Below are 19,010 nucleotides of genomic sequence, written 5' to 3'. Positions count from 1 at the left end.
ATCGAACTCGCGCAAGGCGTTTCTGAGCGCCTGCATCGCGGCGGTTGTACAAATGATCGTGGCACGAGTTGTTCCCACGAAGGCGATATCGCAGGGGCAACGGCGGCGCTCCTCGTCGGTGAGCGCATATGCGTGATGAAAGTCGGGGTCGCGGCGGACAGCGGGAGATATTCCATGCGCTTGGCGCCGAGTTCCAACCACTGCATGCCGTGATAGTAGTCGCTGGCGAGCAAGATCCGACTGCCGCGCCGACGTCTTGTATTATCGATCGGCTGCGAGAAGACAATCGGCGACGCCGCAGGCAGATCAACTTGCAGCCGAGCTCGCGTTTGATCGCCTGCCAGCGTTTCTGGCACGATCACCGCGTTGTCCCCCACCATCCACAGCGCACATCGGGGCGGAAGGCGGGCTTTAGCGAGCAAACTCATGTTTTGCGCCGCCCATCCGGGTTGAGCCGTGGATGCGATTGAGCGCCGCATTGAACAGCTGCTTGCCCGGCGTCAGCGCCTTCGCTGTAAGCCTCTGCGTCTTGCGGATTCGTGGCAGGTTGCGTCAGTACATCGAGTTGCGTGCCCGCGCTTGATCAGCGCCTTCCTTCCTGTGAAATCGCTGGGACATGCTCGGCGGAAAATCGGTGGACGCGCTCAGGATGGCGTTTGCGCGATGGCGGCACGGAGTTCTTCGGGATGATGCAGAGACGCGACAAACAGAATTTTCGCGGACACTACGGCGTGAATTGATACAACAGGCCGTTATACACGCTTTATCCCGGCGGCGCAAGCGAGTTTAAATATCTTGACAATCCAGACCGCGCGCTGGGGGCTGGACAGCCGCCAGCAAAATGCGAGTAGAAGCGCTTAGGCGGTGGCTAACCAACCGGGTGACCTATGAGCGAGATCCGCGAGAGTGTCGGCTATTTGCTGCGTTGTGCAAAAGCCACCGCTGGTCAGGCGGATGCGTGGGCTTGAACGCGATGGGTTTGCTGTCGGGCAGGAAATGATCTCTCGCGCGGCTGTGGGAAGAAGACGGCCTATCGCAGAGCCAGTTGGCGGTGCGCTGTGCGTCGAACCGCCGACCGTGACCAAGATGCTCACCCGCATGGAGCGCGGCGGGTTGGTCGAACGGCGGGCAGATGCTGCCGATGCGCGCGTCTCCTGCGTGTACCTCACCGACACCAGCCGCAATCTGCACACCCATGTCAACGCGGCGTGGATCGCTGGAGATGAACATGCTGCGCGGTCGATCCCGACGAACAGCGCCTTCGTGCTGCGTAACCTGCTGCAGCGTTCGCTGGCTAATCTGGCCGCGGAATAGCTGCTGAGCACGCGGTTGATGTCGAGAAATTTGCGGATCTGGCGTTCAGCCTCGTTCTTACGCTGATCCCGTCGCGCGCAAGGTCCCAATCCGCGTCGGCAACGCCAGCCGCCACGCCCGTCTGCGCGACGGCAGCGGGCTTCCACAGCGCATTGAGTCCCGGCGTGAACGGCGCGTAGCGTTTCCGGGTCGGTCGGGCGTAGGATCATCACCGTTTGCGCCCGCTGCCGCGCCGCAGATGCGTCAGCCCTTTGTCTTGCCGATGTACACCCGCGCCCCCTTCGCCAGCGCGGCTGCGATCTGGTCGAAATGGTCAGCACGCCGACGAACCGGCGGGCGGTTGGTGATCCCAGATGCGCGCTCACCGTTTCACCAGCGGCTGATCATCTTTCCCGCAATCACAATCATCTCGGCCTTGACTGCGTGCGCGAGGCGGTCGCCAGTTCTGCCAACCTTGCGGGCGGCAGCGCTTGCTATCCATCATCATGCCGGGGTTGCGCCGCCTGCCGGGTTGGTCACGATGTACGGCTTCTCGCCACTGACCTGACTCGCGCACCAGGACATTCGCCTAGCAGTCCGCCAGTTTCGATCCCGCGGCGCACGGCACCTGAGATGGATCTCGGCTTCATGGCGAATTTGCGCGGGTTAATCCGCGCCGGATGTTGGTAACCCAGACCGCGTCCGGCGCTGTCGATTCCGGCACGGTACGGATACCCGCCATTGCGCACGGCGACACTCATCCACGGAGCGCACCAGCGACACCGCGAGATCGAACTTCCTCAGGCGCGCAGTTGGCGCGCGAATGCCTGCAGCGAATCGACTGAGTGCACCGGGAGCGCCCCGTCCTCGTGTCCAGCAAGGTCATCAGCAGATTATGCTCGTCGAGCGCGGCGGCGACCAGCGCCCCACCGCCCAGTGGTAAGTCTGTGCGTCCGGGAAGCGCGGCGCGGCAACAAGGTCGCCGTGCCGAGCACCACATCGCCGATGCAGCACGGAGCAAATGACGATCCGGCGTGGTTGGTCGTCGGCGCGGCGTGGGTGGGACACGGAGAGATCGCAAAGCGTGAGGGATCTGGCGTTTGGAGTATCCAAAACAGATCAAAAGGCGAACCATCCGTCCGCCTACCCCGTTCGTGACAGGGGGCCGGCGCTAATCCCCCCTGGCCCGGCGAGTGGAAGACGGGCAGACATGGGGTCTGCCCCTACGGATTCAGGGTTTTAATCGTCCGCGTACAGGATCGTCCGCCATGCTCACGCCCTCACGCGGTTCGTGACCGAACACGTCCATGAGGAAGTTTTCCATCTGCGAGACGGTAATCGCGCGCAGCACATGGATCGGCGTGCCGCGGCGTTCCGCATCCACGATCAGCTTGGGACGGCGGCGGTAGTAGTTCTTGAGCGTGACGATCATATCCACCTGCCCCGGCTCATCCACCAGTGTCAGTGGCAGATGCAAACGCCGCGCCGCCTGCTGCAAGCGATTTCGCGCCACGCCGTAAGCGTACACGACCATCGGCTTGCCGCTGCGATTTTCGGCGGGCGTGCGTTCCGGCGGGCGGTCATAGACGGCGGGGCTGCGCTCGTAAGCGTCGGAGCGGCGGCGACCTTCTTTACCGTTGCGCGCGGACTGCCGTTCGCCGTTGGCGCTGCTCGACCGGGTGTTGCGTTCGGCAATCGTGCGGACTTCCGGCATCTGCTGTTCGATCAGCACTTCGCCGGACTCGTTGCGATAGCGCAGTTCAATCGGGAGCGGCCGTTCGCGCAGCACGGCATCAACCGCCGCGGCGACATCTTCGTGAATCGCCATGCGGTCACGCGTCTGGATTTCCACCAGCACATCAAACGTCGGTGGAGCGCGCCGTTCCAGCACCGTTTTCTGCGTGCCGCGCCGCCGCGCTTCCTCGTCGGAGAGCGTGACCGCCTGAATACCGCCGACGAGATCGGAAAGCGTCGGGTTGAGCAGCAGGTTGTCGAGCGCGTTGCCGTGTGCCGTACCGATCAACTGCACGCCGCGTTCGGCAATCGTGCGCGCCGCGGTCGCTTCCAACTCACGCCCGATTTCGTCAATGACGATGACTTCGGGATTGTGGTTTTCGACCGCTTCGATCATGACCTCGTGCTGGCGATCCGGCACTGATACCTGCATCCGGCGGGCGCGTCCGACCGCCGGGTGCGGCACATCGCCATCCCCGCCGATTTCGTTTGACGTATCTACAATGATCACGCGCTTGCTGTCCGCCAACACGCGGGCGGCTTCGCGCAGAATCGTCGTCTTGCCGACACCGGGCGGGCCGAGCAGCAGAATGTTCTGCCCGGATTCGACGAGGTCTTGCAGAATGTCAATCGTGCCGTACACGGCGCCCGACGCGGCACGTCAGGCCGACAACTTCATGGCGGCGGTTGCGGATCGCGGAAATGCGATGCAGCGTGCGTTCCATGCCAGCGCGGTTATCCGCGTCAAACGTGCCGATGCCATCGACGACGGCATCGAGTTCGCCACGGGTGACTTCATGTTCCGAAAGGAGAACTTCCCCGGTGATGTAGCGGGCGGTCGGGATGCGCCCCAAGTCGAGAACGACTTCGAGCAAATCATCTGCCCGACCGAGCTCGTCAAGTTTGCGGTTGATGTGAGGAGGCAAGACTTGCTTGAGCTTGTCTAGGTCGTCTGTTATACGACGTTCCATATTGAAGACTGCTATTCTCCTTGATCCAAAACCGACTTTGAGATGGGGGGTTGTGGGCGGGCGCACAGCCGCCAGGCACAACCTCTAACGCCTGCTTCAGCGGCGTGAACACGGACTGGCGGATGCCAGCCGCAATATGCCGCACCATCAGCGCCTGCTGCTATACGGCTCGAAGCCCAGGTCGGCGAGACCTTCTTCCAGCCAATCCTGAAAACGACGCACACAGATATATACGGGCAATTTGTCCGCGCGGTTCACCCGCGCCATCGCCCCCGCGAGAATCGACGCGGCGCTGTGATACGGAATATCCGGATGCAGGAACGGCATCACGTAGATCCCGCTGCGACCTTCGCTCACGGCGACATACCCCTGAATGCGATCATTCGCCCCGCGATACACATACCCCTGACTTTCACTCGACGGCACAGCCACCGGCTGCACCAGACGCGGCACGATGTTGCAGTACAGCAGTTGGACTTCCATCGCGTCGGCATCGGTTTCGGGTTGGAGTTCGGCGGGGGTGATATGATCGGGCACGGCATAACCAGCGGGACGACGCCACACTTCCTGCCGCGCATAGACCGCAAAGCCAGCGGTGCGCAGCGTGGTGAACAACGTGCCGTCTTCGTCAACTTCGCCTGTCAGCATGTGCGCGCCTCGGCGACCCGCTTCGAAGGCCATCGAATCGACCAGTTCGAGCCACGCGGTATCCCCGTGCGCTTCGTTCAAATCGGGCGCGATATACAGCATTTGCGCCAGATGTTCATCCGCTTTCAAACGAAATTGTCCAGCAATCCGCAGGTGATCGACTCTTCCGACCAGCGTCACAACGTTCCGATGCGGCAGCAAATTCGTCAGCATGTGCTGGCTGATAGCCTCACGTGTGCAGGCGAGTTCACTGTCGAGGATCGTTCCCTTTTCAACCAGACGCTGAATGACCGGAATATCGACCAGTTTTGCGGAGCGAATATCTGTTACAGCCATCATCTTACCTTCTACACGCTTCTCTGGCAACGATCATCGGGCGCGGTCTTATTTGGCACTAAGGCGGAGTACGTTTTGGGTACTCTCTTTGTTATAACACGAAACAGGGTAAAACGATGTCCAGAGATTATGCTGCCCTCCCACCGAATCAGGTGCGCCGCTCGGATCGCGCGGTCACCGACGAAGCGTGGATCGCCGAAATGCTCACTCACGCGCCGATTGGCACGCTCGCCACCGTCCACGAAGGCCAGCCATTTATCAACAGCAACCTGTTCGTGTATGACGCGCAAAATCAGGCAATTTATACACATACCGCGCAGGTCGGGCGCACCCGCGCCAACGTCGAAGGCGATGCCAAGGTATGCTTCAGCGTGAGTGACATGGGGCGCTTGCTGCCCGCCGACGAAGCGCTGGAATTCAGCGTGGAGTATTCCGGCGTGGTGGTATTCGGGCGCGCCACGATGATCGAAGGGGAACAGGCCGAACGCGCCTTGCAGATGCTGCTCGACAAGTACTTCCCGCACTTGCAGTCGGGCCGCGACTACCGTCCGATCACGCTGGACGAGCTGAAACGTACGAGCGTCTTCCAGATCAGCATCGACTCGTGGAGCGGCAAGCGCAAGCAGGTCGAGGACGAGTTTCCCGGCGCGTTCTTCTACGGACAGCACGGTGAACTGTCTTCGTAGGGACATGCTAAAGAGGGTGTCAAAAAGAGGCATTCACGCGCCCCTCACCCTGCTTGCTCCGCAAGCCCTCTCCCACGCAAGCGGGGAGAGGGACAAAAGCGACTTTTCTCCCCTTCTCCCCGCTTGCGTGGGAGAAGGGGTCGGGGGTTGAGGGGCTGATTGGACACCCTCTAAGGCGCGTGCGTCACATTTGGTCGGCGAACATCATACATACATTACTGGTCTTTTCCTTGAGTTCTTATGACCGTTAAATCCCAAACATCTACCCCCACGCGCGAATTCTGGCGAGGCACGCGCCTGATGATCCCGATGATCGTCGGGGCCGCGCCCTTCGGCGTGATTTTCGGCGCGGTCGCCATTTTGAGCGGCCTGTCGCCGCTGGCGGCAGTCGCCCTATCGGCGTTCGTGTTCGCCGGATCATCGCAGTTCATCGGCGTGAATCTGGTCGCCAGCGGGGCAACGCTCCCCATCATCTGGCTGACCACGTTCGTCGTGAATCTGCGCCACGCGCTGTACAGCACGACGCTCGCGCCCTATGTCAAGCATTTGCCGCGCCGCTGGCTGATCGTGCTCGGCTTCCTGCTCACCGATGAGGCCTTCTTCACGGTGATTAACCGCTACAACGAACCGGATGACTCGCCGCACAAACACTGGTATTTTCTCGGCGCGGCGCTGGCGCTGTATGTGAACTGGCAAATCTTCACGTGGATCGGCATCATCGCCGCCAGCACCGTCGACCGCGATCAACTCACCAACCTCGGCCTCGATTTCGCGCTCACGGTGACATTCATCGGCATGCTGATCCCGACGCTCAAGCAGCGCCCAGTCCTCGCCGCGGCGCTGGTGGGCGGGATAGTGGCCGTGCTCACCTCCACCCTGCCCAACAATATCGGCTTGATCATCGCGGCGCTCGCCGGCGTGCTGGCCGGGGTCATTGCCGAAGGTCTGCAAGAAGAAAATAAAGAAGAGCTACTTAACGCAAAGACGCAAAGACGCGAAGACGCAAAGTAAGTTTTCATCTACCACTCCTTTGCGCCTTTCCGCCTTCGCGTCTTTGCGTTGAATCTTGATCTTTTGTTGTTGGAGTCTGTATGAACGAAGTTTTGCTCGTGGCGGGGATGGCGCTGGTGACCTTCCTCATCCGCTACCCGCTGCTGGAACTGGTCGGCAAGATTTCCCTGCCCGACCGCCTGTTTAAAGCGCTGCGCTATGTGCCGCCCGCCGTCCTCGCGGCGATCATCGTGCCGTCGGTGATCATGCCTAAAGGCGAAATCGCGCTCAGCCCGGCGAATCCGTTTCTGGTGGCGGGCATTGTCTCGGCGCTGGTGGCCTGGCGCAGCAAGAACTTGCTTTTGACCGTCGTCATCGGCATGATCACCCTGCTGGCGTACCGCGCCATCTTCAACGTCTAGCTAAACCTCACCCCCGCCCCTCTCCTCTAGGAGAGGGAGTCAAACGCGATGCGCCGGGTGAGGTTTTTGTGGAATAAGGATCAACCTGCATGACGCGCAACATCGCGATCTTACTCTTTGAAACCGTCGAAGTGCTCGACTTCGCCGGGCCGCTGGAAGTGTTCGCCTCGGTGAACACGGTCTTGGAAGCCAATCCGCCGTTCAACGTCTATACGGTCGCAGAGACCGCCGGGCCGATCCGCGCGGCCAACCCGCTGACCATCGTGCCCGACTACACTATCGATACCTGCCCGCCGCCCGACATCCTGATCATCCCCGGCGGGAGTGGATCACGTAAGGCGGCCAAGAGCGAACGGCTGATCGCGTGGGTCAAAGCGCAGGATCAGCGTACGGAGTTCACACTGTCGGTCTGCACCGGGACCCGTGTCCTCGCCGCGGCAGGCATCCTCGACGGACTACAGGCAACCACCCATTTCGGCAGTCTGGATGAACTGGCCGCCAATAACCCGACCATCACCGTGCTGCGTGACGTGCGCTATGTCGATAATGGGCACGTCGTGACCTCGGCGGGCGTGTCGGCGGGCATCGACATGGCCTTCCATATGGTGCAGCGACTGCTCGGCGAAGACGTGGCGCGGCAGACCGCCCGCTATATCGAATACGACTACTGGCAGCCCGGCTGATCTCATGGAAATCATTCTCGGTTTGACGTCCGCCATTGGCTGGGGCGGCGCGGATTTCCTCGCGGGGCTGGCCTCCCGCCAGATGGGCAGCTTTCGCACGCTGTTTTTCACGCAGTTTGTGGGCTTCATCACCGTGGGGCTGTACGCGCTGGCGACCGGCTTATTCTTCACGCTGGAGGCCCAGCCGACCATCGTCTATGTGGCGGCGGTCGCGGCGGCGCTGCTCAACATTGTCAGTTCGTTCTGCCTGTACCGCGCCTTCGAGATAGGCCTGATGGCGGTCGTCTCCCCGATCACGGCCAGCTATGGCGCGCTGACTGCCGTGTTCGCCTTCATCAGCGGCGAACGCCTGCCCGCCGTGCGCGTGCTCGGCGTGCTGTCGGCAGTTGTCGGCGTGATGCTGACCGCCTTCGTCATCAACCCGGAAGCCTTGCAGCAGCGCAACGTGCGCCGCGGCGTCTCGTGGGCGATCACGGGCGCGGTCGGTTACGCCCTCGTCTTCTGGCTGTTCGGCTTCTACGTGACGCCGTATCTCGGCGGCATTCTGCCCGTATTCATCATCCGCGCGCTGACCATCGTCGTGCTCGGCAGCATTGCGCTGCTCATCCGCCATCCGCTGACCGTCCCGCGCAAACATGACCTCGGGCGCGTGCTCCTGATCGGCGTGTGCGACACTACCGCCTACATCGCTATTCTGAGCGGCACGGCGCTCGGCGCGGTCTCGATTGTGACGGTCCTCTCCTCCCTCTACACCACCGTGACCGTCGTGCTTGCGGCGTATTTGCTGCACGAACGCCTGCACAAATCGCAGTGGCTCGGCGTGGCGCTGATTTTCACGGGCATCGTGCTGGTGAGTCTGTAGAGCAAACATATAAGGAGGGGAAACACATGGATCGTACCCGCACCGTGACCTGGCACGACCCGCTGCCCATCGCCGAGAAAGCCCGCACCATGCGCGGACTCGACTTCTTGCAGGCGATGATCGACGGGGAGATCCCTCGCCCGCCTTTCGCCTATCTGCTCGGCATGACGCTCGTCGAAGTTGCGCCGGGGCGCGCCGTGTTCACCGTGACGCCCGCCGAATTCCTCTACAACCCGATCGGGCTGGTGCACGGCGGCGTGGCCATGACCATCCTCGATTCGGCGACAGGCTGCGCCGTGCAGACCATGCTGGAGGCGGGCGTCGGCTACACGACCGTGAGCGGCAATACCAACTTCATCCGCCCGATCACGCTGGACACCGGACTGCTGCGCGCCGAAGCCCAGACGATCAACGTGGGACGGCGCATTGCCACCGCCGAGGGGCGCATGGTCGATGCAGCGGGCAAACTGTACGCGCACGGCGTTTCGACCTGCGCGATTTTGACACCTTAGGAGAGATTTTGATGAGTGCTAACAAAACTGAATTATTGCAAGCGCTGGACGCCGAGCGCGATCACCTGTGGGCGCTGCTAGCCGCTGTTGATCCGCAGCTGGAAATCTACCCCGGTTGGAACAAGCGCGATTTCTTCGCGCACATGGCGGGCTGGGACGCGCTGATGTTCACCATTTTCCGCGACACGGTGGCGGGCATCCCGGTGACGCCCTACCCGTATGTCAACGTGGATGTGACCAACGCGCAGTTCGTCGCCGAGCGGCAGAGCGCGACCATGGAGGGGGCGAAGCTGGAATGCGAAATCAACCGCTTTGCGCTCAAAATCTGGCTGGAGAGCATCCCCGCCGACGCCTACGGGCAGTTGGTGCGCTTTCCGTGGGCGAGCGAGACCGTGACGCAGTTCGTCGAAGGCGCGATCATCCATGAGCGCGACCATGCGCGGGATATCGTCGAACTCAAGCAGGCGGGGCGGCTGTAGCCGCCCCATCCCTACCCCTTCAACGCTAATCCGCGGGCGGCCAGCGCTTCTTTGAGGATACGCACCGCCTTTGGCCCGACGCCGTGCAGTGCCATGAGCTCGGCTTCGGTGATGTGTGTCAACTGTTCAAGGCGATAGTACCCCGCGCCATTGAGCGCATTCGTCGCTGGCGCGCCAATCTTCGGCAAATCGGTGGGTTGGTCAGGTTGTTGGTTGGGCAACAAAAGCTTCCTTACAGTTTAGTTTTGAAACTAGTCTCCATCAGTGTGCGAAATTGTGGCAATATAACTCTCACATAATCTTCCGCAACTGTACCTGTATAGTAAGTACTCAGTGTCTTGGTTGGATCAAGATAGCGCAGATCTTGACTTGCTTCACGTAGTTTGCGGTAGTTTTTATACGCTGACGGTGCTAGTTTACGAATTTTCTCTTGTCGATACGCGTGTTTATCTAGCTTGCCTCGATCAGGTGCCGTCTCAGTGTGTTGAATGCTAGGAACAGCTGCAAAACATGCTTCGGTAAAATGTACTGCCGCGTAGAAAGCTGCCGTAATCGCCCAATCTCGATGAACTGGGGTCTGATTTAGGACAAAATCAGCAAAATCCTGATTATGATGAGCTTGGGCAATATGCGATGTTTTGTCAACCATTTATCATCTCTGAAAAAGCATGAATGCATCATTCCCTGTCACCTCTCGATGAGCGGTTACAAGAATTGAGGCAACAAATCTGAAGGATTGGTCAATGTTGGGGAACATATCCATCAAACGGCTTTCTATCTCTATGAGACTGTCAAGCAGTTCATCATCATAGACTTCATTACTAGTAAATACGTAGAATTGCACAGAACTGTTATCGATTGCAGCATATATTGCCGCAACTTTGGGATTACTTGAGAACTGCTCAATTGCTGCTCGTGTAAGATTCTCTAGAGAGTATGGCAGCACTGCATCTCGGTAAAACGCCGTGTAAGTGAGTCCTGTTATTTGACTACCAAGTACATTCGGCAAATGGAATGAATAGCCTTCAACGTATTCGACATGATTGGAAAACGAAATATACACCGTAGGTTGCTCCGAGTTCCTTGGAACGATAGGTTTTGCGGCTCTGTAGTTATAATTGGCTTGAAGGTTCATTTGTTTTTCTCCTAGCCTTTGGAAGCAACCACGGCCATGCTACCATTTATAAAGACCTGCGGCTCTCCAATCTCGTTGTATAGTGGCTCGTCAGTCTCGGTAACTAAACGATATACCTTGAGCATTGTGTGTTTTGTACGTACCTTGGTCCCATCCGCTAACCGATATTCTGACCAAGTTTCTTTCACTGATTCAAAATCAATTTCATAACCGCGAAGGACTGTCCCATCCGGCAAGGTCAAAAGTTCTAGGATTTCCGGCATTTTCCATACTCCAAGTAGAGTTCATCACTTCGTCACAAGACAGATTGCTGGCAAAAAATGTCTAGACTTTCCGTAAAAAGAAACTCGTTTTTGACATAAATCAGGGATGCAAAACTTGATATCATAAGTCAAACTCGTAACTTTATTTGACTTAGTCAATAGATCTCAAATTGTACATCTATACACAAACTGTCAAGTAAATACTCATTTTCATCACAGATTTGAACTTTGATTAAGTGGAGCATGAAATTCACTCTATATGTTGGGGGATAGGATTAGATGTATATTCCGATACACCTCGAGTGTGTCGGCGGCGACCTGCGCCTGCGTGAAGCGTTCCAGCACACGCTCGGCTACCTAGAGAGTTTCTTTCGAGCGCGTGCCTTCAACATGCTCATGAAATCATCCATCCGCGCGAACTCGTCCAATTCGTTATCTTCCTCACCACCTAGTTTGCCCTGACGATTCTTTTCCAGAAGCTCGCTTGCGCGGGCTTGCAGCGCATCCGATGGCTTGAAAGCGATAATGTCTTCCAGCGTTGGTGCAGAAGTTAGGAAGTCGAGAATTTCATCAAGTAGCAGGTTTTTCACTTCGTGTACCTCTTGTCTTACAACACAGCGGACGCGATAAATCGCGTCCCTACGAGGCGAGTCGAATGTAGGGACGCAATTCATTGCGTCCGGCTCTTTTATCGTGAACGAGCCGAGTTGAACATCTCCCGGTACACCTCGACCGTGTCGGCGGCGACCTGCGCGTGCGTGAAGCGTTCCAACACGCGCTGCCGTCCGTATGCCGCCAGCTCCGCCCGCAGAGTCGCCTCATCGCGCACACGGCGCAGCGCCTCCGCCAACGCCGCCGCGTCCCCCTCCGGCGTGATCAGCCCGGCGTCGCCGATCACATCGGGAATCGCGCCGCTGTCCGAGCCGATCACCGGGACGCCACACGCCATCGCTTCGACCAGCACGCGCCCAAACTGCTCTTTCCAGTTGGGGCGGGTCAGCGACGGCAAGACCAGCACATCGACTTGCGGATACAGCGCGGGCATCTCCGTCGACGGGACTTGCGCGCGAAACGTAATCCGGTCGCTGTGCGCGGCGGCCTGCGCCTGCAAGCGTTCCGCCTCCGGTCCCCCGCCGACGATCAGCGCGCGCCACTCGCCGCCCAGTTGCCCGAGCGCGTCGAGCAGCACGTCGACACCCTTCTCTGGCACCAGCCGCCCGAAGAACCCCACCGTGAACGGGCGCACAGTCGGCGTCGCCGGGTGGAACAGATCGGGATCGGTGCCAAACTGCGGAATCACACGCAGCGGCTTGAGGTAGCCCTTGGCGCGCCACACCTCGGCGGCGCTCTCCGTGCCCATCAGCGCGTAATCGACATGGTTGAGCGTCCAGCGTTCGCCCCAACTGAAGGGCGGCGGGTAGTCCCGCGCGATATTCTGCCAGCTAAAGAACAACGACTTCGCGCCCACCCGCCGCGCATGAAACAGCGCCTGCCATGCCGACAGGTTGTACGGTTCCTCGTCAATATGCACGATGTCCGGCTTAAACGTTCGCATATGCGCCCCGAGCGTCGGGTAGCTGTGCGCGTGAAAATCGCCGTTCCGCCAGATCGGGATAGCTTCGAGACGGTAACCGTCCGTGTAGACGCGTTCGAGGCGCTGTTCGCCGCGCTCATCTTTCCACGAGGGCGGCACCAGCGCCAGCAGCTCGACACCCATTTTGGCGATCAGTTCGAGTTTCTTCTGGTAGATGCCCACGATGCAGGCTTTGGAGATCATCAACACGCGCATAGGGTTCACAGTTTACAGGTGGCAGGTCACAGTCAACGCAGTATAGCAGATGCGGACCTCACCCCTAAATCCCCTCTCCGGGGGGAGAGGGGACTTGATGCAGACACGCCGCAAACGACATTGTGTAGGGACGCCCAACGGGGCGTCCGTCAAATTGTGACCGAAACGGACGCGCCGTTGCGCGTCCCTACGAAATCTAATCGGGTTCTGCGAGGAATGTTGGCTCCCCTCCCTGAATTCGGGGAGGGGCCGGGGGTGGGGTCTGGTTTACGGGTGAGGCCCGATCAACTGGTCATAGACAGGTCAGGAAAGTCCACTTATAGTAAAGGGGTTGTGTTCACCCAATCGCACAAGGATTTCACAGGCATGGAGACTATCCTACCGCTGAGTACGCTGTCGCTGTTCCTCGCTGGCGCCTTCATCTTGCTGATCACGCCCGGCCCCGCCGTGCTCTACATCGTCGCCCGCAGTATGGATCAGGGGCGGCGCGCGGGTGTCGTCTCTGTCATGGGCGTGCAGACCGGGACGCTCGTCCATGTGCTCGCGGCGACGCTCGGCCTCTCGGCGATTCTGCTCACGTCGGCGCTGGCCTTCGACATCGTCAAGTACCTCGGCGCGGCCTATCTCGTTTACCTCGGCGTGAAGACCCTGTTCGACAAAACACCCCTCACCGCCAACGCAGTCGTTGAACGCCGCAGCCTCGGCTCGATCTACCGTCAAGGCGTGGTTGTTGCCGTGCTCAACCCCAAAACCGCGCTGTTCTTCTTCGCCTTCCTGCCCCAGTTCGTCGATCCGGCGCGCGGCGCGGTCGGCGTGCAGTTTTTGCTGCTCGGCCTGATGTTCACCCTCATGGCCTTGTTCACCGATGGCACCTATGCCATCCTCTCCGGCACGGCGGGCGGTTGGCTCAAGCGCAACCAGACGTTCTTACGCGCGCAGAAGTACATCAGCGGGACGATTTACATCGGCTTAGGGCTGGTCACGGCCTTCTCCAGCGGCGGTCACAAGTCAAGCTAATCGACGAAAGGCGCGGGACGCAGCAGCCCGATCAGGATCGCAAGGATCACTTTGAGCATGTACACGCCCGACTTGATCGGCGTGATCGAGGACTTGCCGCCGTAGCGCGGGTTCATCGTCACGGGGATTTCGCGCAGCCGCAGCCCGGCGCGGTGCAGCAGCACGACCGCTTCCGGTTCGGGGTAATCATGCGGATAGGTGCGCGCGCACAGGCGGATCGTCCGCTGGCTGGAGGCGCGAAACCCTGACGTCGGATCGGTGAACTGCTGCCGCGTGATCAGCGAGATGATGCGCGCGAGGATCACGATGCCGACCTTGCGCGCCATCGGCGTGATGTAGCCGCGATCTTCGATGTAGCGCGACCCGACCACGAGATCCGACCCGCTCGTGATGAGGTCGGATACCAGCAGCGGAATCTCCTGCGGATTATGCTGGCCGTCGCCGTCGTTCTGCACCGTGACCTCGTAGCCGTGCTGCGCCGCATAGAGAAAGCCCGTCTGCACCGCCGCGCCGATCCCCACGTTGTACGGCATGTTGAGCACAATCGCGCCGCACGTCGTCGCAATGGAGCGCGTATCGTCGGTCGAGCCGTCGTTGATCACGGCGATATCCGCCCACGGCGCGTGCTGCTGGATCAAGCCGATCACGTGGGCGATGCTGTCCGCTTCGTTGAGCGCGGGGATGATCACCAGCGTTTTCGGGAAATTCATGTCATCTCTCCGGTGTTGAGTACCTGAACGAGACGGCGGATCAAGCCGTCTAAACCATGCGCCTCGACCGTCCGCATACGGCTGATGCTCGTGAGCCGCTCCCGTTCCGCCGGATCGAGCGCCAAGATCGCGGTGAGCCGTGCCGCCAGCCCCGCGTGATCCTCCGGCGACTCGCTGCGCCAGCTTGCATCACCGAGCAGCGGATCGAAGGACGGATTGGTGACGATGGTCGGCACGCGCATGGCCAGCGCTTCGAGTGCCGCTTTGTCGAACAGCCCGACCGGGCTCAAATTGACCGCCGCCGCCGCCCGCGCATACCACGCCCGTACGCCCTCCGCAGACTGATTGCCCGCAAAGGTGACCCGCTCCGCTACGCCAAGATCCCGCGCGAGTGCTTCCAGTTCCGCCCGATAGTTCGTGCCCTGCTCCGGCGGCACATCGCCGACGAACACGGCGTGCGCCGTGGGCACGCTCGGCAGCGCGCGGATCAGCGTCGCCTGCTGCTTGATCGGCATCAGCCGCGCCACATGCACGACATATTGAGGACTGAGGACTGAGGGTTGAGGACTGAGTAAAAGATCAGCTGCTATAGAGGTGTTAGGTATACCGGGAGCGTTCTTCTCAGTCCTCAGACCTTCGCCCTCAGTCCTAAAGAACTCCGTATCAATCCCATGACCCAACACGCGCAGTTTCGGCGTGGCGATGGGAAAGCTGTCCGGCGACGCCGTCACCACGCGGCGGCTGACCTGCGTCGCCCATTCGAGTGTGCGATGCCGCTGGCGATGCGTGTACCACAGCGTGATCGGCACATTCAACGGTCGCAGCAGCGGCGCACTCATCAGCGCGAACAGCGGCTGCATATGGGCGAAGGACGCCGCGTAGCGCCGCCGTAACAGCAGCGCGCTCAGCACGCGGTAAAACTCGACTGCCCGCCGCGCTTCTCCATAGCCACGCTCTTTGCCAATGGAGTACACACTGACATTCGGCGCAACATCCAAGCGTCCGGCGCGCATGGTGATCACATCGATGTGCTCGTAATGCGCCGCCAACCGGTTGCTCCAGCTTGTGGTAAAGCCGAGGATCGGATCGTCGGCGTCGGTCGCGAGGTTGAACAGCAGCAGATTCACAACCACCTCCGCCGCCTGCGCATGCCTAGGCGAATCGCTTCACGCCACACGCCCATCCACGAATCGATGTAGCGTTCGGCATCGTAGCGCCGCAGCGCGAGATCGCGCGCGCGTTCGCCCATCGCCTTGGCGGGTACGGGATCTTGCAGCAGCGTGACGATCCGCCCCGCCATACCGTCGATATCCATATCCGGCGCGAGATAGCCGTTCACGCCATTCTCGATCACCTCGTTGACGCCGACCACATCCAACGCCACGAGCGGCAGCCCCGCCGCCGACGCTTCGAACAGCACGCGCGGCACCCCTTCATATGAGGAAGTGTGCGCGTACACGCTGCCGAGCGCGTAATACAGCGGCAGTTGATCGTGCTGCACCGGTCCATCGAAAATCACGCTGTCCGCCAGCCCTTCGCTCTGCGCCAACGTAACAAGTTCAACCGGGGAGCGCTTCATATCGCCGATGAGCACGAGCTTGGCGTCGGGCACGCGGCTGAGCACTTTCTTGAACACTTTGAACAGGATCGGCACGCGCTTGAACCCAACCGGATAGCCAACCCACAGCACGACGGGCGTCGCCGCCGTCAAACCGAGTCGTGCACGCAGTGCCGCCAGTTGATCAGGATCGGGCGCGGCGGCAAAGGCTCCAGCCGCCGTCCCCAGTGGCAGCGCGACCACCCGGCGCGGTGATCCCCCTGCCGCGAGATAGTTCTGCTTCTCTTTATCATTGACCGTGCGATAGAAATCGGCGCGCACGACCACCACCCGCCCAATCGCCGTGAGCAGACGATTGCGCAGCGGGCGCTCATCCAGCCACGCCTGATTGCCGAAGAAGTAGCTGTGATTTTGCACGAGGAGCGGCACACGATAGCGCAAGCGCAGCCACAAGCCGACCAGCCCGGTCGCAAACGGCTCCTGCGTCGTGATCAGGTTCACGCCGCCGCCGCGCAGCACACCGCGCGCCAACCGGATCGCATCGAGCGGGAACAGCACCGGGTGGCGGCTGTTGGTCGGGATGATGGTCAGATGGTCGGAAGGTTGAAACGCCGTGCCGACGTGCGGCGGCGTATAGACGATGATCGTCAAGCGCCCCGTCCGCGCCGCGTAGGTGAGGTGCCGCGCTCGGGAGTCACCTTGCGGTTGGGTGGCGAGCGCGGTATCCAGACTGAGCATCAAGACATGGTTCATCATAGGGCGTCATTGTAGCGAATTTTCCGCATTAGCGTGAGACTCCGCCTTGACACCCATGCCCGCCGCCATTACAATTCCTCTCGTTCGTGCAACTCACGGGCCTGTAGCTCATTTGGGAGAGCGCTACAATCGCACTGTAGAGGTAAGGGGTTCGAATCCCCTCAGGTCCACACCCAAACGCTGATCAGCTTGATCAGCGTTTTTTGTTACCTAAGGAAGTAGATTGAACAGTAAACATTACTGTAACGTAGAGATGTTTGTCTCATGCAGCCCACAACCGCTTAGTTCTGATGTATGTCAGGGCGAAAATGTCTCTTCGGTTCACGTCACTCGATTCCCACCTAGTTCGACACTATAGACTTATGATTGAGTGACAGATTTGATCAATAGGCCGCAAGTGAGTATTAAATGATATTTCGACTCGAAACTCAGAAGCAATTCGGTGAATGGCTAAATGATAAAGACTTAAGGCTAACGCGCTTTTTTGCCTCGATACCACCAGAACTTCTCATCTACTTAGACTTTTCTCTTGACTCGTTGAAGCATCTAGAAACATGGTTACTTCAGAAGTACCCAGAGGTGCAGGCGGATCTCTCCGGTAAGGAGTTAGCCGTCATTGATGCTATCGGAACTTATGTAGGGGAGGTTTTTCGAAAACATCTGGGAGGCCAGTGGGTAATCGATCTAGAGAATGAAGAAAATGCCTATTTTGGTATACCCGGTATTGCGGATTTCGATAGAAACCTCCCTATAAAGCTGGTATATCCATCTACATGGGTTACAACGTCAATCCATCGTCGCACTGGGACGTTTATTTACGATCTTGCAGAGAAATTTTCACGTCGATGAAGAAAACTATACCTGAAGAACTGAATTCGAACCTATGATGACAATTGATACACCATAGTTGCTGATCAGAGTCTCAGACTTGTGTTAGCTCACCCCCTAAATCAAACGCCAGTCACTGCGACTGGCGTTTTTGTTTACTTAACAGCTCTGAGCATAATTACGCTGAAGGCAATATAGAGTTTCAAGTGCATTGGGTGAATGTGCAATGGAAGTGTCGACACCTTCAGACGACGAGATAATCGCTTTCTGGTTTCCCTTCTTTAAGGCGCTGAGTATTGACGAATATGATCGCTTTTCTTGGCGCTGGGGATTGGATCTTGAAAGCACTCCCGAGTTACGAAGCGTCGCGAAACACTTTGCTTTGCCTGCCTCTGCGCTCCTCGGATATTCAGTCCCCGAACCAGTTCCCGAGCTTGAGATTGCGGCGGAAGTGAACACAAAGGAGAAGCTGCGCCGGTTATGGCGAATTGCTTTTACGGAGCTTGAAATCCTTGGTCAAAGCGCAGCCATTCTGGATTGGTATCAGTACTATGATGATCTTTATAAACGTCTTGAACCTTTTGTCAGAGTCTCAGGATGGGATGGTTTGTTACTCGACTGGGCCAAGGGGTCAAAACTAGTCAAGTCTCAACCACCACTAGCGCAAGCGGTACGAGTTCAACTTCAGCTCATTATTCTCCGCCGTTGGCTCGAATATTATAGATCAATTGACCAGATCCATGACTTAGAACGACAAGCCAGATCAAGCACGCCGCTCGATCAATGGACGCAGTTTGTTCTTCTCTATGGTATTGGTACGTGGATTATCAATCTTGGAATATTTTTCGCGCAGATTGCTTATTGGAAAGAGATATTTGGACTTTTGACCCCTCGGCAAGTGGTCAAACTTGATACTTGGGGGAGGTCAGAATTTAGCTATGGCGCACCCAGTTCGCTGGTGAAACTTTCCGAACTTTTGGCAGAAGTTAAGCTGCGCTAGTTGCCTCGCTTTGGACTAGTCAGTGAACGTCAGGGATAGATGCCCTTATGGTCTCAGCTTGCGTTTTGGCAGCGGGTTAGCGACACTAGCGCAAAACTTCAGGAACAGTGACCCCATGAACTACACCACGACCATTGCTCAAGCGCTTAATGTCAGCCCCGCGCAGGTCAAAACCACGATTGAACTGTTAGATGCGGGTAACACGCTCCCGTTCATTGCGCGCTATCGCAAAGAGATGACGGGCGGCCTCGACGAAGACCAGATTCGCCGCCTGCAAGAACTGCTCGCCCATCTGCGCGCGCTCGATGATCGGCGGCAAACGATTCTCGCGTCGATTG

Annotated in this window: 26 protein-coding genes, 1 tRNA gene and 1 pseudogene; 14 read left to right on the top strand and 14 right to left on the bottom strand. The window is 58.9% G+C overall.

Annotated features, from left to right (window positions below):
* Positions 1 to 479 (bottom strand): hypothetical protein (locus IPK17_RS16050; protein WP_502748841.1); only part of this gene is annotated, 479 nt, incomplete at its 3' end.
* Between the two features lie 475 nt (positions 480 to 954).
* On the opposite strand from IPK17_RS16050, the gene IPK17_RS16045 reads away from it, so the two are divergent.
* On the top strand, positions 955 to 1,314 hold the full coding sequence (locus tag IPK17_RS16045; protein ID WP_343418698.1) for a MarR family winged helix-turn-helix transcriptional regulator: 360 nt from the start codon (positions 955 to 957) through the stop codon (positions 1,312 to 1,314).
* A 238-nt stretch (positions 1,315 to 1,552) separates the two neighbouring features.
* Complete coding sequence (locus IPK17_RS16040; RefSeq protein ID WP_343418697.1) at positions 1,553 to 1,861, top strand: hypothetical protein; 309 nt, start codon at positions 1,553 to 1,555, stop codon at positions 1,859 to 1,861.
* A 317-nt stretch (positions 1,862 to 2,178) separates the two neighbouring features.
* Here the strand turns inward: IPK17_RS16040 and IPK17_RS16035 are convergent, their stop codons facing one another.
* The 4 genes from IPK17_RS16035 to IPK17_RS16020 form a co-directional block, all read right to left on the bottom strand.
* Positions 2,179 to 2,361 (bottom strand): hypothetical protein, encoded by a 183-nt coding sequence (locus IPK17_RS16035; RefSeq protein ID WP_343418696.1) that lies wholly within the window; start codon positions 2,359 to 2,361, stop codon positions 2,179 to 2,181.
* Between the two features lie 163 nt (positions 2,362 to 2,524).
* Positions 2,525 to 3,670 (bottom strand): AAA ATPase domain-containing protein, encoded by a 1,146-nt coding sequence (locus IPK17_RS16030; protein WP_343418695.1) that lies wholly within the window; start codon positions 3,668 to 3,670, stop codon positions 2,525 to 2,527.
* Positions 3,654 to 3,998, bottom strand: coding sequence for a hypothetical protein (locus tag IPK17_RS16025; protein WP_343418694.1), 345 nt, complete (start codon positions 3,996 to 3,998; stop codon positions 3,654 to 3,656). Before IPK17_RS16025 ends, IPK17_RS16030 begins: the two co-directional genes overlap by 17 nt.
* Positions 3,999 to 4,145: 147 nt before the next feature.
* Complete coding sequence (locus IPK17_RS16020) at positions 4,146 to 4,985, bottom strand: hypothetical protein (RefSeq protein WP_343418693.1); 840 nt, start codon at positions 4,983 to 4,985, stop codon at positions 4,146 to 4,148.
* 113 nt (positions 4,986 to 5,098) lie between these two features.
* Here IPK17_RS16020 and IPK17_RS16015 point away from each other — a divergent pair, with 113 nt between their 5' ends.
* The 7 genes from IPK17_RS16015 to IPK17_RS15985 all read left to right on the top strand — a co-directional run bounded on the left by IPK17_RS16015 (position 5,099) and on the right by IPK17_RS15985 (position 9,616).
* Positions 5,099 to 5,668, top strand: a complete 570-nt coding sequence (locus tag IPK17_RS16015; RefSeq protein WP_343418692.1) for a pyridoxamine 5'-phosphate oxidase family protein — start codon at positions 5,099 to 5,101, stop codon at positions 5,666 to 5,668.
* 240 nt (positions 5,669 to 5,908) lie between these two features.
* Positions 5,909 to 6,679, top strand: coding sequence for an AzlC family ABC transporter permease (locus IPK17_RS16010; protein ID WP_343418691.1), 771 nt, complete (start codon positions 5,909 to 5,911; stop codon positions 6,677 to 6,679).
* An 80-nt stretch (positions 6,680 to 6,759) separates the two neighbouring features.
* Positions 6,760 to 7,080, top strand: a complete 321-nt coding sequence (locus tag IPK17_RS16005) for an AzlD domain-containing protein (protein WP_343418690.1) — start codon at positions 6,760 to 6,762, stop codon at positions 7,078 to 7,080.
* 89 nt (positions 7,081 to 7,169) lie between these two features.
* Positions 7,170 to 7,763 (top strand): DJ-1/PfpI family protein, encoded by a 594-nt coding sequence (locus IPK17_RS16000; RefSeq protein ID WP_343418689.1) that lies wholly within the window; start codon positions 7,170 to 7,172, stop codon positions 7,761 to 7,763.
* Between the two features lie 4 nt (positions 7,764 to 7,767).
* Positions 7,768 to 8,625, top strand: coding sequence for a DMT family transporter (locus IPK17_RS15995; protein WP_343418688.1), 858 nt, complete (start codon positions 7,768 to 7,770; stop codon positions 8,623 to 8,625).
* A 26-nt stretch (positions 8,626 to 8,651) separates the two neighbouring features.
* Complete coding sequence (locus IPK17_RS15990) at positions 8,652 to 9,137, top strand: PaaI family thioesterase (protein WP_343418687.1); 486 nt, start codon at positions 8,652 to 8,654, stop codon at positions 9,135 to 9,137.
* An 11-nt stretch (positions 9,138 to 9,148) separates the two neighbouring features.
* A complete protein-coding gene (locus IPK17_RS15985; RefSeq protein ID WP_343418686.1) occupies positions 9,149 to 9,616 on the top strand; it encodes a ClbS/DfsB family four-helix bundle protein in 468 nt (155 codons plus the stop codon).
* Between the two features lie 11 nt (positions 9,617 to 9,627).
* On the opposite strand, the gene IPK17_RS15980 is transcribed toward IPK17_RS15985, so the two are convergent.
* The 6 genes from IPK17_RS15980 to IPK17_RS15955 all read right to left on the bottom strand — a co-directional run bounded on the left by IPK17_RS15980 (position 9,628) and on the right by IPK17_RS15955 (position 12,803).
* The gene (locus IPK17_RS15980; protein ID WP_343418685.1) at positions 9,628 to 9,837 is read right to left on the bottom strand and encodes a helix-hairpin-helix domain-containing protein; all 210 of its coding nucleotides are present in this window, start codon (positions 9,835 to 9,837) and stop codon (positions 9,628 to 9,630) included.
* 11 nt (positions 9,838 to 9,848) lie between these two features.
* The gene (locus tag IPK17_RS15975; protein ID WP_343418684.1) at positions 9,849 to 10,265 is read right to left on the bottom strand and encodes a hypothetical protein; all 417 of its coding nucleotides are present in this window, start codon (positions 10,263 to 10,265) and stop codon (positions 9,849 to 9,851) included.
* A 3-nt stretch (positions 10,266 to 10,268) separates the two neighbouring features.
* A complete protein-coding gene (locus IPK17_RS15970; RefSeq protein ID WP_343418683.1) occupies positions 10,269 to 10,751 on the bottom strand; it encodes a hypothetical protein in 483 nt (160 codons plus the stop codon).
* Positions 10,752 to 10,762: 11 nt separating this feature from the next.
* Positions 10,763 to 11,014, bottom strand: coding sequence for a hypothetical protein (locus tag IPK17_RS15965; RefSeq protein ID WP_343418682.1), 252 nt, complete (start codon positions 11,012 to 11,014; stop codon positions 10,763 to 10,765).
* 353 nt (positions 11,015 to 11,367) lie between these two features.
* A complete protein-coding gene (locus IPK17_RS15960) occupies positions 11,368 to 11,604 on the bottom strand; it encodes a hypothetical protein (RefSeq protein WP_343418681.1) in 237 nt (78 codons plus the stop codon).
* A gap of 98 nt (positions 11,605 to 11,702) precedes the next feature.
* Positions 11,703 to 12,803: a glycosyltransferase gene (locus IPK17_RS15955; protein ID WP_343418680.1), complete on the bottom strand. Its 1,101-nt coding sequence runs from the start codon at positions 12,801 to 12,803 to the stop codon at positions 11,703 to 11,705.
* Positions 12,804 to 13,169: 366 nt separating this feature from the next.
* On the opposite strand from IPK17_RS15955, the gene IPK17_RS15950 reads away from it, so the two are divergent.
* Positions 13,170 to 13,820, top strand: a complete 651-nt coding sequence (locus tag IPK17_RS15950; RefSeq protein ID WP_343418679.1) for a LysE family translocator — start codon at positions 13,170 to 13,172, stop codon at positions 13,818 to 13,820.
* Here IPK17_RS15950 and IPK17_RS15945 read toward each other — a convergent pair.
* From IPK17_RS15945 to IPK17_RS15935, 3 genes are read right to left on the bottom strand one after another with little or no spacing between them, the layout of a single operon-like run.
* Positions 13,817 to 14,530, bottom strand: a complete 714-nt coding sequence (locus IPK17_RS15945) for a glycosyltransferase family 2 protein (protein ID WP_343418678.1) — start codon at positions 14,528 to 14,530, stop codon at positions 13,817 to 13,819. The two genes, IPK17_RS15950 and IPK17_RS15945, sit on opposite strands and share 4 nt — an antisense overlap.
* Complete coding sequence (locus tag IPK17_RS15940; RefSeq protein WP_343418677.1) at positions 14,527 to 15,657, bottom strand: glycosyltransferase family 4 protein; 1,131 nt, start codon at positions 15,655 to 15,657, stop codon at positions 14,527 to 14,529. The genes IPK17_RS15945 and IPK17_RS15940 overlap by 4 nt, the downstream gene beginning before the upstream one ends.
* Complete coding sequence (locus IPK17_RS15935) at positions 15,654 to 16,844, bottom strand: glycosyltransferase family 4 protein (RefSeq protein ID WP_343418676.1); 1,191 nt, start codon at positions 16,842 to 16,844, stop codon at positions 15,654 to 15,656. The genes IPK17_RS15940 and IPK17_RS15935 overlap by 4 nt, the downstream gene beginning before the upstream one ends.
* Positions 16,845 to 16,941: 97 nt before the next feature.
* On the opposite strand from IPK17_RS15935, the gene IPK17_RS15930 reads away from it, so the two are divergent.
* The 4 genes and pseudogenes from IPK17_RS15930 to IPK17_RS15915 form a co-directional block, all read left to right on the top strand.
* Positions 16,942 to 17,014 (top strand) — tRNA-Ala (locus IPK17_RS15930).
* A gap of 238 nt (positions 17,015 to 17,252) precedes the next feature.
* Positions 17,253 to 17,693, top strand: a complete 441-nt coding sequence (locus tag IPK17_RS15925) for a hypothetical protein (RefSeq protein ID WP_343418675.1) — start codon at positions 17,253 to 17,255, stop codon at positions 17,691 to 17,693.
* Between the two features lie 205 nt (positions 17,694 to 17,898).
* Complete coding sequence (locus IPK17_RS15920; protein WP_343418674.1) at positions 17,899 to 18,672, top strand: hypothetical protein; 774 nt, start codon at positions 17,899 to 17,901, stop codon at positions 18,670 to 18,672.
* Positions 18,673 to 18,787: 115 nt separating this feature from the next.
* Positions 18,788 to 18,952 (top strand): annotated as a pseudogene (locus IPK17_RS15915) (Tex-like N-terminal domain-containing protein); the annotation flags it as partial.
* Positions 18,953 to 19,010: the final 58 nt, after the last annotated feature.

The organism is Candidatus Flexifilum breve (assembly GCF_016713355.1).
Note: the sequence above shows the minus strand (reverse complement) of the source record. Positions and strands in the feature narration are given on the sequence as shown.

Excerpts from the sequence above, each read along its gene's own strand:
- IPK17_RS16000 (WP_343418689.1), top strand. The coding sequence starts at position 7,170 with ATGACGCGCAACATCGCGATCTTACTCTTTGAAACCGTCGAAGTGCTC.
- IPK17_RS16040 (WP_343418697.1), top strand. The coding sequence starts at position 1,553 with ATGCGTCAGCCCTTTGTCTTGCCGATGTACACCCGCGCCCCCTTCGCC.
- IPK17_RS16005 (WP_343418690.1), top strand. The coding sequence starts at position 6,760 with ATGAACGAAGTTTTGCTCGTGGCGGGGATGGCGCTGGTGACCTTCCTC.
- IPK17_RS15990 (WP_343418687.1), top strand. The coding sequence starts at position 8,652 with ATGGATCGTACCCGCACCGTGACCTGGCACGACCCGCTGCCCATCGCC.
- IPK17_RS15995 (WP_343418688.1), top strand. The coding sequence starts at position 7,768 with ATGGAAATCATTCTCGGTTTGACGTCCGCCATTGGCTGGGGCGGCGCG.
- IPK17_RS16025 (WP_343418694.1), bottom strand. The coding sequence starts at position 3,998 with ATGGAACGTCGTATAACAGACGACCTAGACAAGCTCAAGCAAGTCTTG.
- IPK17_RS16010 (WP_343418691.1), top strand. The coding sequence starts at position 5,909 with ATGACCGTTAAATCCCAAACATCTACCCCCACGCGCGAATTCTGGCGA.
- IPK17_RS15965 (WP_343418682.1), bottom strand. The coding sequence starts at position 11,014 with ATGCCGGAAATCCTAGAACTTTTGACCTTGCCGGATGGGACAGTCCTT.
- IPK17_RS15970 (WP_343418683.1), bottom strand. The coding sequence starts at position 10,751 with ATGAACCTTCAAGCCAATTATAACTACAGAGCCGCAAAACCTATCGTT.
- IPK17_RS16020 (WP_343418693.1), bottom strand. The coding sequence starts at position 4,985 with ATGATGGCTGTAACAGATATTCGCTCCGCAAAACTGGTCGATATTCCG.
- IPK17_RS15985 (WP_343418686.1), top strand. The coding sequence starts at position 9,149 with ATGAGTGCTAACAAAACTGAATTATTGCAAGCGCTGGACGCCGAGCGC.
- IPK17_RS15955 (WP_343418680.1), bottom strand. The coding sequence starts at position 12,803 with ATGCGCGTGTTGATGATCTCCAAAGCCTGCATCGTGGGCATCTACCAG.
- IPK17_RS16045 (WP_343418698.1), top strand. The coding sequence starts at position 955 with ATGCGTGGGCTTGAACGCGATGGGTTTGCTGTCGGGCAGGAAATGATC.
- IPK17_RS15975 (WP_343418684.1), bottom strand. The coding sequence starts at position 10,265 with ATGGTTGACAAAACATCGCATATTGCCCAAGCTCATCATAATCAGGAT.
- IPK17_RS15920 (WP_343418674.1), top strand. The coding sequence starts at position 17,899 with ATGGAAGTGTCGACACCTTCAGACGACGAGATAATCGCTTTCTGGTTT.
- IPK17_RS15950 (WP_343418679.1), top strand. The coding sequence starts at position 13,170 with ATGGAGACTATCCTACCGCTGAGTACGCTGTCGCTGTTCCTCGCTGGC.
- IPK17_RS15945 (WP_343418678.1), bottom strand. The coding sequence starts at position 14,530 with ATGAATTTCCCGAAAACGCTGGTGATCATCCCCGCGCTCAACGAAGCG.
- IPK17_RS16015 (WP_343418692.1), top strand. The coding sequence starts at position 5,099 with ATGTCCAGAGATTATGCTGCCCTCCCACCGAATCAGGTGCGCCGCTCG.
- IPK17_RS15935 (WP_343418676.1), bottom strand. The coding sequence starts at position 16,844 with ATGATGAACCATGTCTTGATGCTCAGTCTGGATACCGCGCTCGCCACC.
- IPK17_RS15925 (WP_343418675.1), top strand. The coding sequence starts at position 17,253 with ATGATATTTCGACTCGAAACTCAGAAGCAATTCGGTGAATGGCTAAAT.